This window comes from Polaromonas sp., assembly GCF_043778355.1.
Taxonomy (GTDB): Bacteria; Pseudomonadota; Gammaproteobacteria; order Burkholderiales; family Burkholderiaceae_C; genus Polaromonas.
This window is the reverse complement of sequence record NZ_JAYWHI010000012.1, coordinates 17,243-34,936: the sequence shown is the minus strand read 5'-3', so window position 1 is coordinate 34,936 and position 17,694 is coordinate 17,243. Positions and strand designations below refer to the sequence as shown.

The 17,694-nt window shown below is 62.2% G+C and carries 19 protein-coding genes; 11 read left to right on the top strand and 8 right to left on the bottom strand.

Annotation, left to right across the window (positions count from 1 at the left end):
* Positions 1-497: 497 nt before the first annotated feature.
* The 8 genes from ACH2CW_RS01825 to ACH2CW_RS01790 are packed head-to-tail and all read right to left on the bottom strand — an operon-like array spanning position 498 to position 6,576.
* A complete protein-coding gene (locus ACH2CW_RS01825) occupies positions 498-1,337 on the bottom strand; it encodes a DMT family transporter (RefSeq protein WP_395055142.1) in 840 nt (279 codons plus the stop codon).
* Positions 1,338-1,389: 52 nt separating this feature from the next.
* Positions 1,390-2,406 (bottom strand): lipoyl synthase, encoded by a 1,017-nt coding sequence (gene lipA, locus ACH2CW_RS01820; RefSeq protein WP_395055141.1) that lies wholly within the window; start codon positions 2,404-2,406, stop codon positions 1,390-1,392.
* A gap of 23 nt (positions 2,407-2,429) precedes the next feature.
* Entirely contained in the window at positions 2,430-3,152 is a 723-nt protein-coding gene (gene lipB, locus ACH2CW_RS01815; RefSeq protein WP_395055140.1) for a lipoyl(octanoyl) transferase LipB, read from the bottom strand.
* Between the two features lie 19 nt (positions 3,153-3,171).
* Positions 3,172-3,465, bottom strand: coding sequence for a YbeD family protein (locus ACH2CW_RS01810; protein WP_395055139.1), 294 nt, complete (start codon positions 3,463-3,465; stop codon positions 3,172-3,174).
* A complete protein-coding gene (locus tag ACH2CW_RS01805; protein ID WP_395055138.1) occupies positions 3,462-4,361 on the bottom strand; it encodes a D-amino acid aminotransferase in 900 nt (299 codons plus the stop codon). The genes ACH2CW_RS01810 and ACH2CW_RS01805 overlap by 4 nt, the downstream gene beginning before the upstream one ends.
* A 41-nt stretch (positions 4,362-4,402) precedes the next feature.
* Positions 4,403-4,993, bottom strand: a complete 591-nt coding sequence (locus ACH2CW_RS01800; RefSeq protein ID WP_395055137.1) for a DUF2062 domain-containing protein — start codon at positions 4,991-4,993, stop codon at positions 4,403-4,405.
* Positions 4,990-6,105 carry an MBL fold metallo-hydrolase gene (locus ACH2CW_RS01795; RefSeq protein ID WP_395055136.1) on the bottom strand — a complete coding sequence of 372 codons (1,116 nt, stop codon included), beginning with the start codon at positions 6,103-6,105 and terminating at the stop codon, positions 4,990-4,992. Before ACH2CW_RS01795 ends, ACH2CW_RS01800 begins: the two co-directional genes overlap by 4 nt.
* Positions 6,106-6,129: 24 nt before the next feature.
* Complete coding sequence (locus ACH2CW_RS01790) at positions 6,130-6,576, bottom strand: CopD family protein (protein WP_395055135.1); 447 nt, start codon at positions 6,574-6,576, stop codon at positions 6,130-6,132.
* 226 nt (positions 6,577-6,802) lie between these two features.
* On the opposite strand from ACH2CW_RS01790, the gene ACH2CW_RS01785 reads away from it, so the two are divergent.
* From ACH2CW_RS01785 to pdeM, 11 genes are all read left to right on the top strand, one after another.
* Positions 6,803-7,297, top strand: a complete 495-nt coding sequence (locus ACH2CW_RS01785; RefSeq protein ID WP_395055134.1) for an ATP synthase subunit I — start codon at positions 6,803-6,805, stop codon at positions 7,295-7,297.
* A gap of 30 nt (positions 7,298-7,327) precedes the next feature.
* Positions 7,328-8,185, top strand: coding sequence for a F0F1 ATP synthase subunit A (atpB, locus tag ACH2CW_RS01780; RefSeq protein WP_395055133.1), 858 nt, complete (start codon positions 7,328-7,330; stop codon positions 8,183-8,185).
* A 63-nt stretch (positions 8,186-8,248) separates the two neighbouring features.
* The gene (gene atpE / locus ACH2CW_RS01775; RefSeq protein WP_395055132.1) at positions 8,249-8,497 is read left to right on the top strand and encodes a F0F1 ATP synthase subunit C; all 249 of its coding nucleotides are present in this window, start codon (positions 8,249-8,251) and stop codon (positions 8,495-8,497) included.
* A gap of 41 nt (positions 8,498-8,538) precedes the next feature.
* The gene (locus ACH2CW_RS01770) at positions 8,539-9,009 is read left to right on the top strand and encodes a F0F1 ATP synthase subunit B (protein WP_395055131.1); all 471 of its coding nucleotides are present in this window, start codon (positions 8,539-8,541) and stop codon (positions 9,007-9,009) included.
* A 31-nt stretch (positions 9,010-9,040) separates the two neighbouring features.
* On the top strand, positions 9,041-9,571 hold the full coding sequence (locus ACH2CW_RS01765; protein WP_395055130.1) for a F0F1 ATP synthase subunit delta: 531 nt from the start codon (positions 9,041-9,043) through the stop codon (positions 9,569-9,571).
* A 60-nt stretch (positions 9,572-9,631) separates the two neighbouring features.
* Positions 9,632-11,185: a F0F1 ATP synthase subunit alpha gene (gene atpA / locus ACH2CW_RS01760; RefSeq protein WP_395055129.1), complete on the top strand. Its 1,554-nt coding sequence runs from the start codon at positions 9,632-9,634 to the stop codon at positions 11,183-11,185.
* A 54-nt stretch (positions 11,186-11,239) separates the two neighbouring features.
* On the top strand, positions 11,240-12,106 hold the full coding sequence (gene atpG, locus ACH2CW_RS01755; protein WP_395055128.1) for a F0F1 ATP synthase subunit gamma: 867 nt from the start codon (positions 11,240-11,242) through the stop codon (positions 12,104-12,106).
* 40 nt (positions 12,107-12,146) lie between these two features.
* Positions 12,147-13,550, top strand: a complete 1,404-nt coding sequence (gene atpD, locus ACH2CW_RS01750) for a F0F1 ATP synthase subunit beta (protein ID WP_293400292.1) — start codon at positions 12,147-12,149, stop codon at positions 13,548-13,550.
* A gap of 122 nt (positions 13,551-13,672) precedes the next feature.
* Complete coding sequence (locus ACH2CW_RS01745) at positions 13,673-14,089, top strand: F0F1 ATP synthase subunit epsilon (RefSeq protein WP_395055127.1); 417 nt, start codon at positions 13,673-13,675, stop codon at positions 14,087-14,089.
* Between the two features lie 187 nt (positions 14,090-14,276).
* On the top strand, positions 14,277-17,006 hold the full coding sequence (locus ACH2CW_RS01740; RefSeq protein ID WP_395055126.1) for a ligase-associated DNA damage response DEXH box helicase: 2,730 nt from the start codon (positions 14,277-14,279) through the stop codon (positions 17,004-17,006).
* A complete protein-coding gene (gene pdeM / locus ACH2CW_RS01735) occupies positions 17,006-17,686 on the top strand; it encodes a ligase-associated DNA damage response endonuclease PdeM (protein WP_395055125.1) in 681 nt (226 codons plus the stop codon). The genes ACH2CW_RS01740 and pdeM overlap by 1 nt, the downstream gene beginning before the upstream one ends.
* The last annotated feature ends 8 nt before the right edge of the window (positions 17,687-17,694 follow it).

Here is a 17,694-nt window from a genome sequence, read left to right as displayed (position 1 = left end):
CTTGGGCTGGCGTAGTGCCGCCGAGGTGTTCTTCGATAACGTCGATCTGAAGAGCGCAGGACTTATTCCGACTGTTGCACTTGGGGTTTGAATTCGCCCACCAAAGAAAAGGCGACCCGATGGTCTGGGTCCCCTGCGCTGCGCTTCGGGGCAACCCGCGGTGCTCGCCGAAAACGGGGTCGAGCTCGAACTCGGCTAGCGCCTCAGACAATCGCTCGCCCTGATCCGTTTTCGGCTGCGCTCCTCGGCCCAGCCCGACGGGTGGAGGAGAAAACCAATACCAAATTCAATCCGGAGTGCAGCAAGCGCGCAGCGCTTCCTGAACGGGAATCCCAACAGACGGTCATGTGTGCACGCGAGCGCAGTACACGCGGCCAAATGAGGCTCCCCTCCATCGCCCAGCGGGGCGAGGGAAGGGCGGGGGGTTGGGAGTGGGGAGTTGAAGCTACTGTCTGGGGCAGTCCGGGGATGCAGCGTGACGTCGAAGGGCGGGCAAACTATTTGCCACGCGTCCCCAACACCGCCGCCCCAATAATCATCGCGGCGGCGAGCGCGATGCTCCAGCTCAGCACGCGCCCGCTGACCAGCATCAACAGCGCGGTGGAGCACAGTGGCGTGAGGTAACTCAGGATGCCGATCTGCCGCGCATCGCCGAGTTTGAGCGCTTTGTCCCAGAGAAAAAATGCTGCGCCCAGCGGACCGAGGCCCATCACCGCGAGCAAGGTCCAGTCCCGCCCGGACAAGGCCGTCGCTGGCTCCAGCAGCCAGTGGCAGCCCAGCGACAGCAGGCCCGAGACCCCACCGAACAGGCCGATGGCTGCGGTCGGAAAAGGCGCAACGCGTTGTGTCAGCAGCGAATAACTGGCCCAGATGAAGGCAGAGGCGAGCGCCGGCAGGTAGCCCCAGGACCAGCCGCCGTCTGCCGCGCCCTCACGCGCACCCAGGATGGCAACAGCCGCGCCGGCAAAGCCCAGCAGCGCCGCTGCCACATGCACCGCGCGCAGATGCATGTTTTTCAGGAACAGCGGCGCCAGCACCACCATGAACAGCGGCCACAAATAGTTGACCAGGTTGGCTTCGACCGCCGGCGCATGGCGCAGCGCGATGAACAGCAGGAAGTGAAAGCCGAACAGGCCATAGACACCGAGCGTCAGCGTCGTGGCGGGAATCGCCCACAAGCGCCGGTCCTTCAGCACAAAGGGCAGCGCCAGCAGGCTGCCGATCAGCAGCGCGATGCCGGTCAGCAGGAAGGGCGGAACATGTTTGAGCGCGACCCCGAGCGAGGCCAGAGTGGCCCATAAAGCGATGGCACCAAGAGCGTAGACGTTGGCGGACATGGCGGCAAGCATAAACGCCGGCGTGGCGCCGGCTGCAGGTCGCTGTCAGGGCTCAGGGTGCGCTCAGCGCCGCAACGTCGGCCTTGTCCGCCACCCCTGCGGCGTGGGCCTGTTCATCAGCGTGGTAGCTGCTGCGCACCATGGCGCCGACGGCGGCATGGGTGAAGCCCATCTTGTAGGCCTCTGCTTCGAACATCTTGAAGGTGTCGGGGTGCACGTAGCGGCGAACCGGCAGGTGGCTGCTGGAAGGCGCCAGATATTGGCCGATGGTCAGCATGTCGATGTTGTGCGCGCGCATGTCGCGCATGACCTGCAGAATTTCTTCGTCGGTCTCGCCCAGGCCCACCATGATGCCGCTTTTGGTCGGCTCGTCGGGGTGCAGGACCTTGAACTTCTTGAGCAGGTTCAGGCTGTAGGCGTAGTCCGATCCGGGGCGTGCTTCCTTGTAGAGGCGTGCCGTGGTTTCGAGGTTGTGGTTCATCACATCGGGCGGCGCGGCTTTCAGGATTTCCAGCGCGCGGTCATCGCGGCCGCGAAAGTCGGGCACCAGGACTTCAATCGTGGTGGCGGGCGAGAGTTCGCGGATCTTGCGGATGCATTCAACAAAGTGGCCGCTGCCGCCGTCGCGCAGGTCGTCGCGGTCCACACTGGTGATGACGACGTATTTGAGCTTGAGCGCCGCAATGGTTTTGGCCAGGTTCACGGGCTCGTCCACATCGAGTGGGTCGGGCCGGCCGTGGCCGACATCGCAAAACGGGCAGCGGCGTGTGCACTTGTCACCCATGATCATGAAGGTCGCCGTGCCCTTGCCGAAACATTCGCCGATGTTCGGGCAGGAGGCTTCTTCGCAGACGGTGTTGAGTTTGTTTTCGCGCAGGATCTGCTTGATCTCGTAAAAGCGGGTCGTTGGACTGCCGGCCTTGACGCGAATCCATTCGGGCTTTTTCAGGACTTCGCCCTGCACCACCTTGACCGGGATACGCGACAGCTTGGCCGCGGCCTTCTGCTTGGCCAGCGGGTTGTAGGCCTCCTGGCTCTGGATTTCGCGGACGACTTCTTGGGTGCTCATGTGTTGTTTGCCTTTGGGGTGACTCAGGGCGCCAGAGCGTTCACGAGCTTTTGGCCCAGAACATCTGCCGCCTCCTGCCAGCTTGCCGATACCCCGATTGTAGAAAGGTCCGTGGTTTGCAGTCCGGCATAGCCGCAGGGGTTGATACGGGAAAAGGGTTCGAGGTCCATCGCGACGTTGAGCGCCACGCCGTGGTAGCTGTACTGGCGGCTGACCTTGATGCCCAGTGCGGCGATTTTTCCGAGGCCGCGAAACGGGTTCAACGGGTCACGCGGGCCGGTCAGCGTTGCATGCGCGGCCGGGTCGTCCAGCCGCACATAAATGCCGGGCGAGCCGCCGACGCGGTGACCGGTCACACCGAAATGCGCCAGCGTGCGGATCACGGCTTGCTCGATGCGGTAGACGTATTCCTTGACGTAATAGCCAGCGCGTTTGAGATCGATCAGCGGATAAGCCACGACTTGCCCGGGCCCGTGGTAAGTCACTTGGCCGCCGCGGTCGGTGGCCACCACCGGGATGGCGCCGGGGTTCAGCACATGCTCGTTTTTGCCCGCCAAACCCTGGGTGTAAACCGGCGCGTGCTCACAAATCCATAGCTGGTCAGGTCCATTTGACATGGGCTGGAGGCCGATTGGGCTTGAAGCTTCGGCAACGCGGCTGCGCGCAGCGGTGAAAGCCTGCATGGCCTGCCAGGTGGGCAGGTAATCGACCCGCCCGAGTTGCCGGACCTCCACATCAGCCTGCATAGGTTGGGACTTTGGTGACCTAAAGCACCACTTTAACCATCGGGTGCGTGCTCAGCGTGCGGTACAGCTCGTCAAGCTGCTCGCGGCTGGTGGCGGTGATGGTGACGGTGATACCCAGGTACTTGCCGCCCTTGCTTTCGCGCAGTTCGATGGTTGACGCGTCGAAGGCGGGGTCGAACTGGCGCGCAATCATGCTGATGGCGTGGACCAGGCCATCGACTTTTTCGCCCATCACCTTGATCGGAAACTGCGAGGGGTACTCGATCAACGACTCCTGACGCGGAATATCGGGGGGTGGGGTGGGAAGGCTCACGCGGTGTGCTCCTGCTTGGCGCGCTGGTAAGCGGCGTGCAATTTGGCGTAAACCGGCCCTGGCTCGCCGCTGCCGATGGGCTGACCGTCCAGCGCGGTGATGGCCAGCACTTCCTTGCTGGCCGAGGACAGCAGCAGCTCGTCCGCGGTAAAAACTTCCTCGCGCGTGATTCGACGCAGCTCAAAACCGATGCCGGCGTCGCGGCAGATGGTTTCGATCAGGCCGTAACGGATGCCTTCGAGCACCAGGTTGTCCTTGGGTGGGCCGAGCACCTTGCCGCCGCGCACGGCCCAGACGTTGCAGGCGGCCGCTTCGCTAAGGAAGCCGCCACGGAACATCACGGTTTCCACCGCGCCGGCGTCGGCGCTGATCTGGCGCGCGAACACGGCGCCCAGCAGGCTGGTGGTCTTGATGTGGGCCTTGCTCCAGCGGAAGTCGTCGGCCGTAACGCAGACCACACCCTGCGCGCGTTGCTCGGCCGTGGGCGGCTTCATGGCGTTGGTCATGACAAAGACGGTGGGCGTGATGTTGGGTGGCATCGCATGGTCGCGCAGCGCCACGCCGCGCGTGATCTGGATGTAGACCAGCTGGTCGATTTTTTCGGGGGACGTATTCTGCGACAGCGCATAGCCGTCCACCAGTTGCATGACGACCTCGCGCCACTTCGCATGAGACAGCGGGTTGGCGATGCGCAGTTCGGCCAGGCTGCGGTCGAGCCGCGCCATGTGCTGGGCAAAACGAAAAGCTTGGCCGCTGTAGACCGGTACCACTTCATACACGCCGTCACCGAAGATGAAGCCGCGGTCCATCACGCTGATCCTGGCGTCTTTGAGCGCGGTGATCTCGCCGTTGAGGTAGCAGGGTGTGTCGGGCAAGAGGGTGGGTGAGGAGGTCATCTTGAATCTTCGTTGAGAGCTGCGCTGATTGTCGCGCAGCCTTATTTTCCGTGCCGCAGCACACGTCGCTTGAGCCAGACGCGGCCTCGCCAGAACAGCTTGACCAGCACATAACCGCCGCCTGCGCCGCCCACCGCAAACATCGCCATGCCCAGCACGGCGGGCCAGCCAAAACGCTGAATCCAGGCCATCGCGTCGAAGCCGGGTGCGGCTGCCGCCGCTTCGTAGACCGCATCGCCCGCGGCGGCCTCTTGGGGCGAGAGGCCCAGAACCAGGCTGCCCAGTTTGTAAGCCAGCCAGAGCCAGAAGCCGATGGTGAAGGGGTTGGTGACCAGCGTCATGCCGGCGGCCACCGGGATGTTGCCGCGCCACCAGACGCAGTGCGCAGCCGCGACCAGGATTTGCGCGACCGGCAAGGCGAAGGCCCAGAACAGGCCGATGGCCACACCGCGGGCCACCGCCTCATGCTGCAGGCGCCAGAGGCCGGGTTCCTGCAAGTGGTGGGCCACCGGTTTGAGCCAGGGATGGGCGGCCAGCGTTTCCCGGCTGACGCCCTTGGTAAAGCGGTCTGTCCAGTGCGTCGCGCCCTTTTTGGGGGAGGGGCGGTGGACGGGAGTCTTGCGCTGTGTCATGGGTTGACCGGTCTGGGCGGCAATTGTCGTGTTTCGCCAATTTTCAGCAAGAAGAATTCATCCTCGCGCAAACCGACCGCTTGCCTGGCCAGGGCCAGGTCTTTGGGCGGCTGGTCCAGTGATTCATCGGTCAGATTAAACGTGCCCCAGTGCACGCCGACGCTGCGTTTGGCGCCCAGGTCTTCGTGGATCTGCACGGCTTCCGCCGGGTTGACGTGTTGCTCCTTCATGAACCAGCGCGGCTCATAGGCGCCGACGGGGATCAACGCGAGGTCAAAACCGCCCGCGTTACGCGCGCTGAAGCGCTCGCGGGTGTCCACAAAGTCTTTGGAGTACCCGGTGTCGCCGCTGAAGTACCAGTGAAAGTCTGGCGCAAAAACCGCATAGCCGCCCCACAAGGTCTGGCTGCGGTCACCCAGGCTGCGCGCTGACCAGTGCTGCACGGGGGTGAAGTGGAAGGTCACGCCCTGATGGACGTGGTGGTCCCACCAGTCAAGCTCGACCACGTTGCGGATACCCAGATCGGTGAACCAGGTTTTCACGCCGAGGGGCACCAGAAAAAGAGTGGGTGTTTGTCCCGCTTGGGCCGAACGCGCGGCCAACTCAAGCACCGTCTGTTTGTCCAGGTGGTCATAGTGGTTGTGCGAGATCAGTACCACGTCAACCGGGGGCAGGTCTTTCAGCGCCATGCCCGGAGGCTGCGCGCGTTTGGGGCCGATGAACTGGACTGCGCTGGCGCGCTCTGAAAACATCGGGTCGGTCAACACATTGAGACGACCCGCCTGCACCAGCATGCTGGCATGGCCGATCCAGGTGATGGCCGGCTTGGTCAGGGGGGCGTCCGGACGGCTGACGGTGGCGTAGGCATGAATGGCCTCAAGGTCAGGCGCCTGCGTAGCGATGGCTTGCTCGGGCGGCTTGGGCAGGCCGTTCAGATAAGACTCCCGCAGCCAGCGCAGCAGCTCGGCCCGCGATTTGGTGACCCTGGGTGCGTAGTTGTTCTTGAAGCCTTCCGCCGTGTGGTGCGCCTTGGAAGGGTCGTAATAAGGGTTGACCGTAGCGCAACCGCAGGCCAGCAGGACCAGCAAGCAGCAAAAAATGCGTTGAACCATGCGACGCGACTGCAAGCCGGTCGCTCAGGCGAGAAAAATCACGGCGGCAATCGCCAACGCGCCCAGGCCCAGATTCAGGCTGGCCAGCATGGCGATCTGGCCCACGCGCCGTCCGCCTTCAGGCCAATCGGCCGCAGCGACGGCCAGCTTCAGGCGCCGGAAGGGACCGAAATACAGGTGACCAAACAGGGCAAACATCAGCAGGCCGATGCCGAACATCAGGTGCCAGCCCAAGGGCGCGTTTTTCATGCCGACGGCCATCAACATGGCCAGCCCGGTCAGCAGCAACAGTCCGATGGCGGGCCAGACAAGTCGGAAGAATTTTCCCAACACCAACGCAATCAGGGGCAGACGTTGAGGCGGAGCCAGTTGGGCCGCAGCGGCGGGGCGTAGTGCAAACAGCATGAAGCTGATGCCGCCCAGCCAGACAATGGCGGAGGCGATATGCAGGAATTTCATCAGAGCGGGCATGACGGATCTTTCAGAACGGCGCAACACAGTGGGGCGGGGTTTGCGCAGACCAATGAGGTGCGCAGCATGATTGTCGCTTGCAACGTGCCAGTGTTTCACCGAGGGGTGATGCCTTGTCACCGCAGCGCCCGACAAGGGAATTTTGAGTGCGGGCGGGTTTCTACGTATAATCAAGGGCTTTGCTAATAACCGGCTTGTAATCGGCCCGTAATTTGTAGTGATCAAGATGACAAATTCGGCCGGTCGATCCATGGTGAGGCATCCATTGGATGAATCTGAGACTGGAGATGAAGATTTCAAGCCGCTGACGCGCGAGCAAGCGCAGAAGCTGCGGGAGTCTTCTTCCTTCATCTCGCCATGGCGGGTATTGGCAGGACAGTTGATGGTGGGTGGCTTGGTGGCGTGTGCTACCTGGCTGCTGACCGGAAGGCAAAGTGCGGCCTGGTCGGCGCTTTACGGCGCGCTGGCGGTGGTGATTCCTGCAGCGCTGTTTGCGCGCGGTTTGACCAGCAAGGTGTCTTCCATGAATCCGGGCGCTGCGGTGGCTGGATTTTTTTTGTGGGAAATGGTCAAGATTGGCCTGACGCTGGCGATGCTGTTTGCGGCGCCTCGTCTGGTTCCGGAATTGAGCTGGCCGGCGATGCTGGTTGGTCTGGTTGTGACGATGAAGGTGGTCTGGCTGGTGCTTTTGCTTCAGCCACGACTGAAAAAGTTAGCGTAATCCATTTAAAGAGTTGAGACGAGTTCGAACATGGCTGCATCTTCCGGAAACGCTTTGACCGCTGGTGAATACATCGGTCACCACCTGGTCCATTTGCAGAACAAGGCTGTTCCGCAGTCCAGTATTGTTGACTTTTCGTATTTCAACATTGACACGATTTTCTGGTCCATCACGCTGGGCGTGCTGGGCCTGTTTGCCATGTGGCGGGTTGCCAAAAGCGTGCATTCGGGTGTGCCCGGCCGCATGCAGGCCGCCGTTGAAATTCTTCTTGAAATGGTCGACAGCCAGGCCAAAGGCATCGTCAAGAACGCAGAGTCCCGCAAGATGGTCGGCCCCCTGGCGCTGACTGTGTTCATCTGGATTTTCCTGATGAACTCGATGGACTTCTTGCCGGTCGACCTGTTTCACAGCCTGTTCGCGGTGACCGGCCTGGACAGCAGCATTCATTACTTCCGTGTGGTGCCAACCGCCGACCTGTCGGCAACGCTGGGCATGTCCTGCGGTGTGTTGCTGGTGTGCCTGTATTACAACGTGAAGATCAAGGGCTTCGGCGGCTGGGTCCATGAGTTGTTCTCGGCGCCGTTTGGTGACAAGTGGTTTTTGTACCCCGTTAATTTCCTGATGCAGATGATCGAGTTCGCCGCAAAGACGGTGTCGCACGGCCTGCGGCTGTTCGGCAACATGTATGCCGGTGAGTTGCTGTTCATGCTGATTGCCCTGATGGGTGCAGTCGGCTTCGCTTCGGCGACGGGTGTTTTCCTCTTCATCGGCCACATTCTTGCCGGCACCGGCTGGGCCATCTTCCACATCCTGATCGTGGCTTTGCAAGCCTTCATTTTCATGATGTTGACGCTGGTGTATGTGGGGCAGGCCCACGACCACCACTGATTTTTTATCCCCTTCGCCTTTCTTTTTTTCTTTGTTAGTTTTTTAAATCCATAGGAGCATTAAATGGAAAACGTACTCGGTTTTGTCGCTTTGGCCTCGGGCCTGATCATTGGCCTGGGCGCTGTCGGCGCATGTATCGGCATCGGCATCATGGGTAGCAAATACCTCGAAGCTGCTGCCCGTCAGCCTGAGCTGATGAACGAACTGCAAACCAAAATGTTCCTGTTGGCCGGTCTGATCGACGCGGCTTTCCTGATCGGCGTGGGTATCGCCATGCTGTTCGCATTCGCCAACCCGTTTGTGCTCAAGTAATCGCCCGCCTTTCAAGACATCCATCCTAGAGAGGTGCTGTTGTGAGTATTAACTCCACATTCTTTGCGCAGCTCATCGTGTTTGCGATCCTGGTGCTCTTCACGATGAAATTCGTGTGGCCGCCGATCGCAGCCGCGCTGGACGAACGTGCCCGCAAGATCGCTGACGGCCTGGCCGCTGCCGACAAGGCCAAGTCTGAACTCTCCGTTGCCAACAAGCGCGTGGAAGAAGAGCTGGTCAAGTCGCGCAACGAGTCTGCCCTGCGTCTGGCCGAGGCCGAGCGTCGTGCGCAAGCCATGATCGAAGAAGCCAAGGCCAGGGCCACCGAAGAGGGCAGCAAGATCATTGCCGCCGCCAAGGTTGAAGCCGAGCAGCAAACCGTCAAGGCCCGCGAAACCCTGCGTGAGCAGGTTGCCGCTCTGGCCGTCAAGGGCGCTGAGCAGATTCTGCGCAAGGAAGTCAATGCCGGTGTGCATGCTGACTTGCTGGGTCGCCTGAAGACTGAACTTTGACTTTGACTGAAACCTTCAAGCGAGCATCACTATGGCCGAACTAGCCACCATTGCCCGTCCTTACGCTGAAGCCTTGTTCAAGACCGCTACCAGCGATCTGGAGGGTACGTCCGCCTGGCTCGACGAGCTGGCGGCCATTGCTTCCAATGTGCAGCTGCAGCAGTACGCCGGCAACCCCAGCGTGACTTCGGCGCAGACTTTTGACGTCATTTCGGGCGTTGCAAAGAGCAAATTGCCCGAGGCGGCCAAGAACTTCCTGCGTGCGGTGATCGACAACGGGCGCATCAGTGTTCTGCCGGAAATTGCCGGCCAGTTCCGGGTCCTGAAAAATGCAAAGAGTGGTTCGTCTGACGCCACCGTTTACAGCGCCTTTGCGCTGGACGGCGCCGCGCTGGCCGATCTGGCTGCAACGCTGGAAAAACGCTTCGGCCGCAAGCTCAACCTCAAGGTGGAGCTGGAGCCCGAACTGATAGGCGGCGTACGTGTCGTGGTGGGTGACGAGGTGCTGGACACCTCGGTCAAAGCCCGTTTAGAGCAAATGAAAGCGGCGCTGATTTCCTGATGTCGCGCCCAAGCGCAACCTCCCGGTAGTAGCCAACAACATAGAAAGAAGGAAAGAGTCATGCAACTCAATCCCGCAGAAATTTCTGAACTGATCAAGAGTCGCATTGAAGGCCTGACGGCCAGCAGCGACGTTCGTAACCAGGGCACGGTGGTGTCGGTGACCGACGGTATCGTGCGTATCCACGGCTTGTCCGATGTGATGCAGGGCGAGATGCTGGAATTTCCAGCCACCGCCGACGGCACCCCCACCTACGGCCTGGCGCTGAATCTGGAGCGCGACTCCGTCGGTTCCGTGATTCTGGGCGAGTACGAACACCTCGCCGAAGGCGATATCGTCAAATGCACGGGCCGCATTCTGGAAGTGCCGGTCGGCCCCGAGCTGCTGGGCCGCGTGGTCAACGCGCTGGGTCAGCCGATCGACGGCAAGGGCCCGATCAACGCCAAGCTCACCGACGTGATTGAAAAAGTCGCACCGGGCGTGATCGCCCGTAAATCGGTCGACCAGCCTCTGCAGACCGGCCTGAAGTCGATCGACTCCATGGTGCCCGTCGGCCGCGGCCAGCGCGAACTGATCATCGGTGACCGCCAGACCGGTAAGACGGCTGTGGCGATTGACGCCATCATCAACCAGAAGGGCAAAGGCGTTTATTGCGTCTATGTCGCGATTGGCCAGAAAGCTTCGTCGATCAAGAACGTGGTGCGCTCGCTGGAGCAAGCCGGCGCCATGGATTACACGATTGTGGTGGCTGCATCGGCCTCCGAATCGGCTGCCATGCAGTACGTTAGCGCCTACTCTGGCTGCACCATGGGCGAATACTTCCGCGACCGCGGCGAAGACGCGCTGATCGTGTATGACGATTTGTCCAAGCAGGCTGTGGCTTACCGCCAGGTGTCCCTGCTGCTGCGCCGTCCGCCAGGCCGCGAAGCCTACCCCGGCGATGTGTTTTATCTCCACAGCCGTTTGCTTGAGCGCGCAGCCCGCGTGAACGAGAAGTATGTTGAAGACTTCACCAAAGGCGCCGTCAAGGGCAAGACCGGTTCGCTGACGGCCCTCCCGATCATCGAAACGCAGGCCGGCGACGTCTCCGCTTTCGTTCCGACCAACGTGATCTCGATCACCGACGGCCAGATTTTCCTGGAAACCAGCCTGTTCAACGCCGGTATCCGCCCTGCGATCAACGCCGGTATCTCGGTGTCGCGCGTCGGTGGTGCTGCCCAAACCAAGCTGATCAAAAACCTCTCCGGCGGTATCCGTACCGACCTGGCCCAGTACCGTGAGCTGGCTGCGTTTGCGCAGTTCGCTTCCGACCTGGACGAGGCCACCCGCAAGCAGCTGGACCGCGGTGCCCGCGTGACCGAGCTGCTCAAGCAGGCCCAGTACTCCCCGCTGTCGATTTCCAACATGGCCGCTACGTTGTTCGCAGTGAACAAGGGTTTCATGGACAACGTCGAAGTCAAGAAGGTGCTCGCGTTTGAGTCGGGTCTGCACAGCTACCTCAAGGACAAGAACGCGGCGCTGATGGCCAAGCTCGAAGCCAACAAGGCCATGGACAAGGACGCCGAGGCGGAACTGAACACGGCCGTGGGCGAGTTCAAGAAGACGTTTGCCTGAGCCTGTGTTCACTCGCAGCGCTTTTAGACAACATCAGGAACCTTAGGACCCACTATGGCAGCAGGCAAGGAAATACGCGGCAAGATCAAGTCGGTGGAAAACACCAAGAAGATCACCAAAGCCATGGAAATGGTGGCGGCCTCCAAAATGCGCAAGGCGCAGGAACGGATGCGTGCTGCCCGTCCTTACAGCGACAAGATCCGCAACATCGCGGCCAACCTGGCCCAGGCCAACCCCGAGTACACCCATCCGTTCATGGCGTCCAACGACACCAAAACGACGGGCTTCATCGTGGTGACAACCGACAAGGGCCTGTGCGGTGGCTTGAACACCAACGTGTTGCGCGCGGTGACGGCCAAGCTCAAGGAGTTGCAGGCTGCCGGTGAAGATGCGCAGGCGGTGGCCATCGGCAACAAGGGCTTGAGCTTTCTCAACCGGGTTGGCGCCAAGGTGATCTCGCATGTGACCCAGCTCGGTGACAAGCCGCATCTGGACAAGCTGATCGGCCCCGTCAAGGTGCTGCTCGACGCGTACAGCGAAGGCAAGATCAAGACGGTGTACCTGTGCTACACCAAGTTCATCAACACCATGCGCCAGGAACCGGTGGTCGAGCAGTTGCTGCCCCTGACGGCGGAAAGCATGCAGGCCGACAAGGACCAGCACGGCTGGGACTACATCTACGAGCCCGATGCGCAGACCGTGATTGACGACCTGCTGCTGCGGTACGTCGAGGCGCTGGTTTACCAGGCGGTGGCCGAGAACATGGCGTCCGAGCAGTCGGCGCGCATGGTGGCCATGAAGGCCGCCACTGACAACGCCGGCAGCGTGATTGGCGAACTCAAGCTGGTTTACAACAAAACGCGTCAAGCGGCGATCACGAAAGAACTTTCGGAAATCGTTGCAGGTGCCGCAGCGGTTTAAACCGCGATTCAAGATTTAAAGAACGGAAAAGGATCCAGTCATGGCTCAAGCTCAAGGCAAGATTGTTCAGTGTATCGGCGCGGTGGTGGACGTTGAATTCGCGCGCGACCAGATGCCCAAGATTTACGATGCGCTCAAGATGGAAGGTTCCGCGCTGACCCTCGAGGTGCAGCAGCAGCTCGGCGACGGCATTGTGCGTACCATCGCACTGGGCACCTCCGACGGCCTGCGCCGCGGCAACATGGTGTACAACACCGGCGCCAACATCACGGTCCCGGTGGGTAAAGCCACCCTGGGCCGCATCATGGACGTGCTCGGTGCGCCGATTGATGAGCGCGGCCCGGTCGACCAGACCCTGACTGCCCCGATTCACCGCAAGGCCCCGGCCTATGACGAACTGTCCCCATCGCAGGAGCTGCTGGAAACCGGCATCAAGGTGATTGACCTGGTGTGCCCGTTTGCCAAAGGCGGCAAGGTGGGCCTGTTCGGCGGCGCCGGCGTCGGCAAGACCGTGAACATGATGGAACTGATCAACAACATCGCCAAGGCGCACTCGGGCCTGTCCGTGTTTGCCGGTGTGGGTGAACGTACCCGCGAAGGCAATGACTTCTATCACGAGATGGCCGATTCCGGCGTGGTGAACCTCGAGAACCTCGGCGAATCCAAAGTGGCCATGGTTTACGGCCAGATGAACGAGCCCCCAGGCAACCGTCTGCGCGTGGCGCTGACCGGCCTGACGATTGCCGAGTCCTTCCGTGACGAAGGTCGTGACGTGTTGTTCTTCGTGGACAACATTTACCGCTACACGCTGGCCGGTACCGAAGTGTCCGCGCTGCTGGGCCGTATGCCTTCCGCCGTGGGTTACCAGCCAACGCTGGCCGAAGAAATGGGTCGCCTGCAGGAACGTATTACCTCCACCAAAGTGGGCTCCATCACGTCCATCCAGGCCGTTTACGTGCCTGCCGATGACTTGACCGACCCCTCGCCTGCCACCACCTTTGCCCACCTGGACTCCACCGTGGTGCTCTCGCGTGACATCGCGTCGCTCGGTATCTACCCTGCGGTCGACCCGCTGGATTCGACTTCACGTCAGCTGGACCCGAACGTCGTCGGCGAAGACCACTACGCCACGGCCCGCGCCGTGCAGGGCACCCTGCAGCGTTACAAGGAACTGCGCGACATCATCGCGATTCTGGGCATGGACGAACTGGCCCCTGAAGACAAGCTGGCCGTGGCCCGCGCCCGCAAGATCCAGCGTTTCCTGAGCCAGCCATTCCACGTGGCCGAGGTGTTCACCGGTTCTCCCGGCAAATACGTCAGCCTGGCTGAAACCATTCGCGGCTTCAAGATGATTGTGGCTGGCGAGTGTGATCACCTGCCGGAGCAGGCCTTCTACATGGTCGGCACCATCGACGAAGCTTTCGAGAAAGCCAAAAAAGTCTAATAAAGCGACCGTTTGAGCGATCCGCGTTGTTGCCGGGCTCGCTGTACATGTTGTACAGCTCCGCGCGGCGCCTGGCGGCTCATCTCAACTGTTCACTTTCTTATCGATTTCAAGGAACGTTTATGTCAACCATTCGCGTCGATGTTGTTAGCGCAGAAGAGTCAATCTTCTCCGGCGAGGCCAAGTTCGTGGCATTGCCGGGCGAGGCGGGCGAGTTGGGTATCTACCCGCGCCACACGCCGCTGATCACCCGCATCAAGCCCGGTGCTGTGCGGATTGAAAAGGCCGATGGCACGGAAGAGTTCGTTTTCGTGGCCGGTGGCCTGCTTGAAGTTCAGCCCAACTGCGTCACGGTGCTCAGCGACACCGCCATTCGCGGCAAGGACCTCGACGAGGCCAAGGCCGGCGAGGCGAAGGCCGCTGCAGAAGAAGCCCTGAAAAATGCCAAGAGCGATATCGACATCGCCATGGCGCAATCCGAGCTGGCCGTGATGGCGGCACAGATTGCAGCGCTGCGCAAGTACCGCCAGAAAAAATAAGGCGCCAAGCGCCCGATCAGGCCCCTGCCGAAAGCCAGGGGCTTTTTTCATGGTGGGACGGAAGATCGGGTCGGGTGCGCGTTCTGCCATCGGTTCCTGCTGACAGGGCAAGGGCCAGCCGGCGCGCTGTCACCGCGCCAGACAGGCGCTAGGATGTGGCCATGAATCGAGCTCTCGCTCACACCACATGAGCCGCGTCACAGGCCCTGCAGCCTCACCCCCACCCGCCAGCGCATCGGTCGTTAAAAAACTGTTGTTGGACTGGTTCGCCACGCTTGGCTGGAAGCCGTTTGGCTTCCAGCGCGACGTCTGGAAGGCGGTAAAAAACGGGGAGTCGGGCCTGCTGCATGCCACCACCGGCGCCGGTAAAACCTATGCCGTCTGGTTGGCCGCTCTGCAGGCTTTCGCGCCGCTGCGTTCCTCCACGCCGAGGGCCGCAGCGCCGCCGCTGACGGTGCTCTGGTTGACACCGATGCGGGCGCTGGCAGCCGACACGGTGCGCGCCTTGCAGGCCCCGCTGGATGCCCTTGAATCAGCTCAGCCTGGCGCCGCACCCTGGACGGTAGGCGCGCGCACCGGCGACACCGCCAGCAGTGAACGCAGCGCCCAGTCGCGACGCCTTCCGTCTGTGCTGGTCACCACGCCCGAAAGCCTGTCGGTGCTGCTGTCGCGGGCCGACGCCAAAGAGGTGTTGGGCACGGTCAGGATGGTGGTGGTCGATGAATGGCACGAACTGCTGGGTAACAAGCGCGGCGTGCAGGTACAGCTGGCGATCGCTCGCCTCAGGGCCTGGAGGGCAGTCGCTGCCGATGAAGCACTTTCAATATGGGGCATGTCAGCCACCCTGGGCAATCTCAACGAGGCCATGACCACTTTGCTCGGTCACCCGGACGGCACGCTGGTGCAGGGCCAGGTGCCGAAAAAACTTGTCATCGATTCGCTGCTGCCTGCGACCAGCGAACGCTTTCCCTGGGGCGGTCATCTGGGACTGAGCATGCTGCCGCAGGTCATTGAAGAAATCACCCGCAGCAGCACCACGCTGGTCTTCACCAACACACGTTCGCAATCGGAAATCTGGTATCAGGCGCTGCTGGCGGCCAAACCTGAATGGGCTGGCCTCATCGCGCTGCATCATGGCTCGCTGGACCGCGGGGTGCGCGAATGGGTGGAGCGCGGCCTCAAAAGTGGCGAACTGCGTGCCGTGGTCTGCACTTCCAGTCTGGACCTCGGCGTCGATTTTCTGCCGGTGGAACGGGTGCTGCAGATCGGTTCGCCCAAGGGGGTGGCGCGCATGCTGCAGCGGGCCGGGCGGTCCGGCCATGCGCCAGGGCGGCCGTCGCGCCTGACGCTGGTGCCGACCCACAGCATCGAGATGGTCGAAGGCGCCGCCGCACGCGCGGCGATTGCGGCCGGCCACATCGAATCGCGCACCTCACCCGAGCAGCCGCTGGATGTGCTGGTACAGCACCTGGTGACGGTGGCGCTGGGCGGCGGTTTCGTACCGGACGAGCTGTATGCAGAGGTGCGCGGCACCGCGGCCTATGCGCGGCTGTCGCGCGAGACCTGGGACTGGTGCCTGTCCTTCGTGCGCCAGGGCGGGCCGTCGCTGGCGGCCTATCCCGACTACCGCCGCGCGATGCCGGATGAACACGGTATCTGGCGCGTGCCCGACGCCCGCCTGGCACGGCGTCATCGCATGAACATCGGAACCATCGTCAGTGACGCCAGCATGGCGGTGCAGTACCTGGGCGGCGCACGCGTTGGCAGCGTGGAAGAAAGTTTTGCCGCGCGCTTGAAACCTGGCGACTGCTTTCTTTTCGGGGGCCGCCTGCTGGAGCTGGTGCGCATCCGCGAGATGACGGCCTGGGTGCGCCGCGCCACCGGCAAACGCCATGCGGTGCCGCGCTGGAACGGCGGTCGCATGCCGCTGTCGACCACGCTGGCCGATGCGGTGGTTCAGCAGCTGGCGCTGGCCGACGAGGGCTGCTACGAGACGCCGGAACTGCAGCGGGTACGGCCCTTGCTGGAGATCCAGCAGCAATGGTCGGCGTTGCCTACGCCGCAAACCCTGCTGGCCGAGGTGCTCAAGACACGCGAGGGCTGGCACCTGTTTCTGTACCCCTTCGCTGGCCGCCATGTGCACCTGGGCCTGGCCAGCCTCATCGCCTGGCGGGTGGCGCAACATGCACCGCGCACTTTTTCGATCGCGGTGAACGACTACGGTTTCGAACTGCTTTGCGCGCAGGAGCTGGACTGGCCGGCCCTGCTGCCGCAACTGCTGCAGGTCGGGCCCGTTCGACAGGCCCAGGACCATCGGGATCAGCAAACGCCCAAAGCCTCAGAAGGACTGCTGCACGAAGTCCTGCAAAGCCTCAACGCGAGCGAACTCGCACAGCGCCGCTTCCGCGAAATCGCCCGGGTGTCCGGCCTGATTTTTCAGGGCTACCCTGGCGAAAATCGCAGCAACAAGCAATTGCAGGCTTCGTCCTCGCTGTTCTGGGAAGTTTTCCGGAAGTACGACCCGGCCAACAAGCTCTTGCTTCAGGCCGAGCAGGAACTGCTCGCGCAGGAGCTGGAGATTGGCCGCCTGCACACCAGCCTGGTGCGCATGAACACGCAGCGCCTGGTGCTCAAGGTGCTCCCGCGACCGACGCCGTTTGCCTTTCCGCTCATGGTTGAGCGCTTTCGCGAACAACTGTCCAACGAAAGTGTGGCCGACCGCATCGCCCGCATGGTCCAGCAACTGGAGAAAGCCGCCGGGCAGGCGCCGGCTGGCGGGAGCGCGCCGCCGCAGGACGCGGCCCAGGTGCGCGAGACGCTGGTCTTCGGCCAGGAAGGTGCTGCGGGTGCTTCAAAATCGTCCACTGGCAAACGGCCATCGCGGCGCCAACCGGCGCGGCCGCTGCCGCCGCTGTGATGAACACCCTTTCGCCTCCCGCCCCGCCGCTGGCTGTCAGCTACGCCGGTGAAACTGTCTGGCTGTTGCCCGAGCGCGCCCTGTGGTGGCCGGCGCAGCGTGTGCTCTGGATTGCCGACCTGCACCTCGGCAAGGCTGCCACTTACCGCGCGCTTGGCCAGCCGGTGCCGGGCGGCACCACGCGTGAAAATCTGGCACGCATCAGCGCACTGGTGCTGCATTACCAGCCGGCCCAACTGGTATTTCTCGGCGATTTTTTACATGCGGCCCAGGCGCGTACAGCGTCTGTTCTGGACGCGCTGGCGCACTGGCGCGCCCTGCATCCTGACCTGGCGTGCACGCTGGTGCGCGGCAACCACGACAGCCGCGCCGGCGATCCGCCAGACGCCGTCGGCATCCACGTGGTCGACGAGCCCTGGCTGATCGGCCCGTTTGCTGCCTGTCACCATCCCCAGAAACATGCCAGCCATGGCGTGATTGCCGGTCATTTGCACCCGGCGCTGTCCCTGCGCGGGCGCGGCCACGATCGCCTGCGCCTGCCGTGTTTCTGCCTGGAGCCGGGCCTGGCGGTGCTGCCGGCTTTTGGCGAGTTCACCGGGGGCTGGACGGTATTGCCGCAAGCGGGGCGTCAGCTTTATCCGGTCGGGGGTGATGCGGTCTGGCAGTTGCCAGAGGCCTGAATTTCAAG

Excerpts from the sequence above, each read along its gene's own strand:
- ACH2CW_RS01825 (WP_395055142.1), bottom strand. The coding sequence starts at position 1,337 with ATGTCCGCCAACGTCTACGCTCTTGGTGCCATCGCTTTATGGGCCACT.
- lipA (WP_395055141.1), bottom strand. The coding sequence starts at position 2,406 with ATGAGCACCCAAGAAGTCGTCCGCGAAATCCAGAGCCAGGAGGCCTAC.
- lipB (WP_395055140.1), bottom strand. The coding sequence starts at position 3,152 with ATGCAGGCTGATGTGGAGGTCCGGCAACTCGGGCGGGTCGATTACCTG.
- ACH2CW_RS01805 (WP_395055138.1), bottom strand. The coding sequence starts at position 4,361 with ATGACCTCCTCACCCACCCTCTTGCCCGACACACCCTGCTACCTCAAC.
- ACH2CW_RS01800 (WP_395055137.1), bottom strand. The coding sequence starts at position 4,993 with ATGACACAGCGCAAGACTCCCGTCCACCGCCCCTCCCCCAAAAAGGGC.
- ACH2CW_RS01795 (WP_395055136.1), bottom strand. The coding sequence starts at position 6,105 with ATGGTTCAACGCATTTTTTGCTGCTTGCTGGTCCTGCTGGCCTGCGGT.
- ACH2CW_RS01790 (WP_395055135.1), bottom strand. The coding sequence starts at position 6,576 with ATGCCCGCTCTGATGAAATTCCTGCATATCGCCTCCGCCATTGTCTGG.
- ACH2CW_RS01785 (WP_395055134.1), top strand. The coding sequence starts at position 6,803 with ATGACAAATTCGGCCGGTCGATCCATGGTGAGGCATCCATTGGATGAA.
- atpB (WP_395055133.1), top strand. The coding sequence starts at position 7,328 with ATGGCTGCATCTTCCGGAAACGCTTTGACCGCTGGTGAATACATCGGT.
- atpE (WP_395055132.1), top strand. The coding sequence starts at position 8,249 with ATGGAAAACGTACTCGGTTTTGTCGCTTTGGCCTCGGGCCTGATCATT.
- ACH2CW_RS01765 (WP_395055130.1), top strand. The coding sequence starts at position 9,041 with ATGGCCGAACTAGCCACCATTGCCCGTCCTTACGCTGAAGCCTTGTTC.
- atpA (WP_395055129.1), top strand. The coding sequence starts at position 9,632 with ATGCAACTCAATCCCGCAGAAATTTCTGAACTGATCAAGAGTCGCATT.
- atpG (WP_395055128.1), top strand. The coding sequence starts at position 11,240 with ATGGCAGCAGGCAAGGAAATACGCGGCAAGATCAAGTCGGTGGAAAAC.
- atpD (WP_293400292.1), top strand. The coding sequence starts at position 12,147 with ATGGCTCAAGCTCAAGGCAAGATTGTTCAGTGTATCGGCGCGGTGGTG.
- ACH2CW_RS01745 (WP_395055127.1), top strand. The coding sequence starts at position 13,673 with ATGTCAACCATTCGCGTCGATGTTGTTAGCGCAGAAGAGTCAATCTTC.
- ACH2CW_RS01740 (WP_395055126.1), top strand. The coding sequence starts at position 14,277 with ATGAGCCGCGTCACAGGCCCTGCAGCCTCACCCCCACCCGCCAGCGCA.
- pdeM (WP_395055125.1), top strand. The coding sequence starts at position 17,006 with ATGAACACCCTTTCGCCTCCCGCCCCGCCGCTGGCTGTCAGCTACGCC.